Source organism: Mesorhizobium sp. M5C.F.Ca.IN.020.32.2.1, assembly GCF_004023105.1.
Taxonomy (GTDB): Bacteria; Pseudomonadota; Alphaproteobacteria; order Rhizobiales; family Rhizobiaceae; genus Mesorhizobium; species Mesorhizobium wenxiniae.
Genome location: NZ_RZSX01000605.1, coordinates 1 through 4,068, shown reverse-complemented (window position 1 = coordinate 4,068; position 4,068 = coordinate 1). Strand labels below are relative to the sequence as shown.

Here is a 4,068-nt window from a genome sequence, read left to right as displayed (position 1 = left end):
GCCGCATTGCCGGCGAGCAGCAGGCTCTCGCCGGCGAGGAAGGTCAGGAAGCCGGCCGCCACGCAGTCATTGCCCAGCCGCTGATACTTCATCGTCAAAAGCGCCGTCCCCACCACGAGCGCCACGCCGTCGATCGTCCACAGTGTCTCGCGCAGCGCATCGCTCGCCACGAAGGTGCCAGCAAGGCCAAAAGCGCCGCCGATGGCGAGGCCGATCGCGGCGACGGTGTCCAGAGTGGAGCGCATTTGATGTCTGCCCGGGCCGGGGAGAGGATACGCCAAGGTGGGGTATTCTTGAAGTACCAGGGCGCCGGCTATGCGAATCACTAGCCGGCGCGCGCTTGAGGCTGTGTCCGGCTGCTCACAAGGATAGAGCCACCATCGATCACAGTTTGCCCCGCAAAGCGCACTAATAGGTTGGCATATGACTCGATTGCTCCAACGCGAAGAAAATACACTAACATACTGGTTAATGGGGATGTAATGAACAATGAGCGCTTGTCTCTAAGAGCGGCAGAAAATTCTTCTATTTTCATGGTACCCCACCCATTGTTGTTACCAGATAGATAGAGTTGTTAGTCCCCCATCTTCAGTGCCTGGATAAACGCCTCCTGCGGGATATCCACCTTGCCGAACTGGCGCATGCGCTTCTTGCCCTCTTTCTGCTTGTCGAGCAGCTTGCGCTTGCGCGAGACGTCGCCGCCGTAGCATTTGGCGGTGACGTCCTTGCGCAGTGCCGAGATCGTCTCGCGGGCGATGACTTTGCCGCCGATGGCGGCCTGGATCGGGATCTTGAACAGATGGTGCGGGATCAGCTCCTTCAGCTTCTCGCACATCTGCCGGCCGCGCTTTTCCGCTGCCGTACGGTGGACCAGCATGGACAGCGCGTCGACCGGCTCCTCATTGACCAGGATCGACATTTTGACCAGGTCGCCCTCGCGGTAGTCGGTCAGGTGATAGTCGAAGGAGGCGTAGCCCTTGGAGATCGATTTTAGGCGATCATAAAAGTCGAAGACGACCTCGTTGAGCGGCAGGTCGTAGGTCAGCATGGCGCGTTTGCCGACATAGGACAAATCGGCCTGGATGCCGCGCCGGTCCTGACAGAGTTTCAGGATGCCGCCGAGATACTCGTCCGGCGTCAGAATGGTGGCGCGGATCCACGGCTCCTCGATGGCCTGGATTTTGACCACGTCGGGCATGTCGGCCGGGTTGTGCAATTCCTTTGTCGTGCCGTCGTTCAACAGCAGCCGGTAAACGACCGAGGGCGCGGTGGCGATGAGGTCGAGATTGAACTCGCGCTCCAGCCGCTCCTGGATGATTTCGAGATGCAGCAAGCCGAGGAACCCGCAGCGATAGCCGAAGCCGAGCGCAGCACTGGTTTCCATTTCATAAGAGAAGGAGGCGTCGTTGAGGCGCAGTTTGCCAACCGCGGCGCGCAGGTCCTCGAAATCGGCGGCGTCGACCGGGAACAGGCCGCAGAACACCACCGGCTGCGCCGGCTTGAAGCCGGGCAAAGCGTGCGCCGTCTGGCGCTTGTCCTCGGTGATGGTGTCGCCGACGCGGGTGTCGGCGACTTCCTTGATCGAGCCGGTGAAGAAGCCGAACTCGCCGGGGCCGAGTTCGTCGACATTGATCCGGGCAGGGGTGAAGACGCCGGTGCGCTCGACCAGGTATTTGGCGCCGGTGCCCATCATGCGGATGGTCTGGCCCTTCTTCAGCACGCCGTCGATGATGCGGACCAGCACGATGACGCCGAGATACGCGTCGTACCAGCTGTCGACCAGCATCGCCTTCAGCGGTGCCGCGATGTCGCCCTCGCGCGGTGGCGGCAGGTCGTTGACGATCGCCTCCAGCACGTCGGGAATGCCAAGCCCGGTCTTGGCCGAAATCAGCACGGCGTTGGAGGCGTCGATGCCGATCACCTCCTCGACCTGCTCGCGGATGCGCTCGGGCTCGGCCGCCGGCAGGTCGACCTTGTTCAGCACCACGACGATCTCGTGGTTGTTGTCGATGGCCTGGTAGACATTGGCCAGCGTCTGCGCCTCGACCCCTTGAGAGGCGTCGACGACCAGCAGCGAGCCCTCGCAGGCGGCAAGCGACCGCGACACTTCGTAGGCGAAGTCGACGTGGCCGGGGGTGTCGATCAAATTGAGGATATAGTCCTCGCCATTGTTGGCGCGGTATTTCAACCGCACCGTCTGCGCCTTGATGGTGATGCCGCGCTCGCGCTCGATATCCATCGAGTCCAGCACCTGCTCCTTCATGTCGCGCAGCTCCAGCCCGCCGGTCAACTGGATCAGCCGGTCGGCGAGCGTGGATTTGCCATGGTCGATATGGGCGACGATGGAGAAATTGCGGATGTTCTTGATCGGCGTGGTCATGATGGGGCGGCTTTAGCAGGGGCAGCTTGCCCGGGCAAGCGGCCGGGCGTGCGGCCAAAGCAATCGCTGAGGTTTGCGCTGCCGGGGGGCGCAACACCGTTAAGCTTTGATCCACCGGATTAGTGCATAGTTCGCGCTCTGCGTGACAGGCAACGACCTGTCACCGTTTGGGGGGCCAAGCAATGCCACAATCTGGACATCATTTTCTCAATTCCGAGAGCGGCTCCCTCGCGCCGATACTCGCCATCATGCTTATCCCGATGTGTGCCGCTCTGGGCTTTTCAATCGACTACAACTCAGCCGTTGCGACCAAGGGATCGATGCAGAATGCGCTCGATGCCGCGACCCTGTCGATCACGACGCTGCCAACCAGCACGGCACTGGCGGACCGTCAGGTGAAACTGCAGGAGTCGTTTACGGCCAATAGCGGGCAAGGCACCGCCAAGCTCGACAGCTTCGTCGTCGCTGCCGACGGCACCGCCAGCATCAATGCTTCGGCCAGCTTTGCCATGCCGACGAACTTCATGCAGATCGCCCACGTCGACACGGTGCAGATCGGCGTCGCGTCGGCGGTGCGCAAGAGGCCGGCGCTGGTGCAGACCACGTTCAAGGTCAACAAGGTATCGGGCCATTGGAACAAGACGATGACGCTCTACGGCACGAAATTCGGCGAGACGGCGGTCAACCCGTTGATGAAGATCACCTATGTCTACAACAACTTTGGTGATCCGAAAGGCTACGGCACGTCGACAGTGTATACGGTGAATGGATCGACGAGCACGAAGGTCCAGGAACAAAAATGCACGACCAAGACGGTGCTCAACTTCAACAACCTGCCTACCGGGGCGATCACCCAGACGAGCGGCACCAAAAAATACCTGACCACCTGCACCAACACCATGTACCCCTCGAACGGCGCCGGCGCGGTGATCGACGTCAGCCTGATGGATGTGCTGTATCTGCAGATGGATGTGCCATCGGCCCAATTAACCAAGCTCAAGTCGAACGACGCAAACACATCGAACCGGTTGTACATCGACGGCGTTGAAGTCGCGAACGGCAAACTGGTTGACATCTTCACCGCCGTGCCGTGCGGCCAACCCAGCCAGCAGGCCTGGGAAGATGGCGGCAATCCCGTACCGGCTCCGGTCTCCAACGCCGACTTCTTCTATACCGTGACCGGCAAATGCGACTTCAACCAGCGGCCTTCGCAAACAGTGCTTACGCAATAGGCTGGACAGGTCGCGTCCAGAGAGGACGCGCATTCGCATACATCTCATTTCAACGCCGTCCGGTCGCCACGGGCGGCGTTTTTGTTGCGGGCGACGGTGGCGAGTTCGAAGCGCGCGGATGTGACACTGCCTTGTCCCTTGTGGGTGAAGGCAAGAACGATCACGAAGCGGTGATGGCTGTAACGAAGGCCCAGGCGGCGGCGAAGAACCGATGTGATCGCCATTCCGGCGCGCCACCAACCCTGGGAGACGACCATGACCAACCGCCTGACCTTGCCGGCACTTGCCTTCGCGCTTTGCTCGACGGCGCTTTTTGCCGCCGGCATTGCCCGCGCCGAAGATGCGATGAAGCCGGCCGATGCGATGGCGACTGACGCCATGAAACCAGCGACCGAAGCGATGAAGCCCGCGGATCCGATGGCGGCCGAAAAGATGAAGGACTGCATGGACAAGGCT

Annotated in this window: 4 protein-coding genes and 1 pseudogene; 2 read left to right on the top strand and 3 right to left on the bottom strand. The window is 61.0% G+C overall.

Features of this window, described 5'->3' with window-relative positions; translation table 11 throughout:
• A pseudogene (locus EOA86_RS25245) lies at positions 1–245 on the bottom strand (hypothetical protein); the annotation flags it as partial.
• A gap of 329 nt (positions 246–574) precedes the next feature.
• Entirely contained in the window at positions 575–2,380 is a 1,806-nt protein-coding gene (lepA, locus tag EOA86_RS25240) for a translation elongation factor 4 (RefSeq protein ID WP_128344166.1), read from the bottom strand.
• Positions 2,381–2,562: 182 nt separating this feature from the next.
• On the opposite strand from lepA, the gene EOA86_RS25235 reads away from it, so the two are divergent.
• The gene (locus tag EOA86_RS25235; RefSeq protein ID WP_128344164.1) at positions 2,563–3,612 is read left to right on the top strand and encodes a TadE/TadG family type IV pilus assembly protein; all 1,050 of its coding nucleotides are present in this window, start codon (positions 2,563–2,565) and stop codon (positions 3,610–3,612) included.
• Positions 3,613–3,656: 44 nt separating this feature from the next.
• Here EOA86_RS25235 and EOA86_RS25230 read toward each other — a convergent pair whose 3' ends face one another.
• Complete coding sequence (locus EOA86_RS25230) at positions 3,657–3,875, bottom strand: hypothetical protein (RefSeq protein WP_206630127.1); 219 nt, start codon at positions 3,873–3,875, stop codon at positions 3,657–3,659.
• Here EOA86_RS25230 and EOA86_RS25225 point away from each other — a divergent pair.
• The coding region (locus EOA86_RS25225) for a hypothetical protein (protein ID WP_128344161.1) at positions 3,868–4,068 on the top strand (201 nt) is incomplete at its 3' end. The two genes, EOA86_RS25230 and EOA86_RS25225, sit on opposite strands and share 8 nt — an antisense overlap.

Bases quoted from the DNA above. Each gene is read 5' to 3' on its own strand.
- lepA (WP_128344166.1), bottom strand. From the start codon at position 2,380: ATGACCACGCCGATCAAGAACATCCGCAATTTCTCCATCGTCGCCCAT.
- EOA86_RS25235 (WP_128344164.1), top strand. From the start codon at position 2,563: ATGCCACAATCTGGACATCATTTTCTCAATTCCGAGAGCGGCTCCCTC.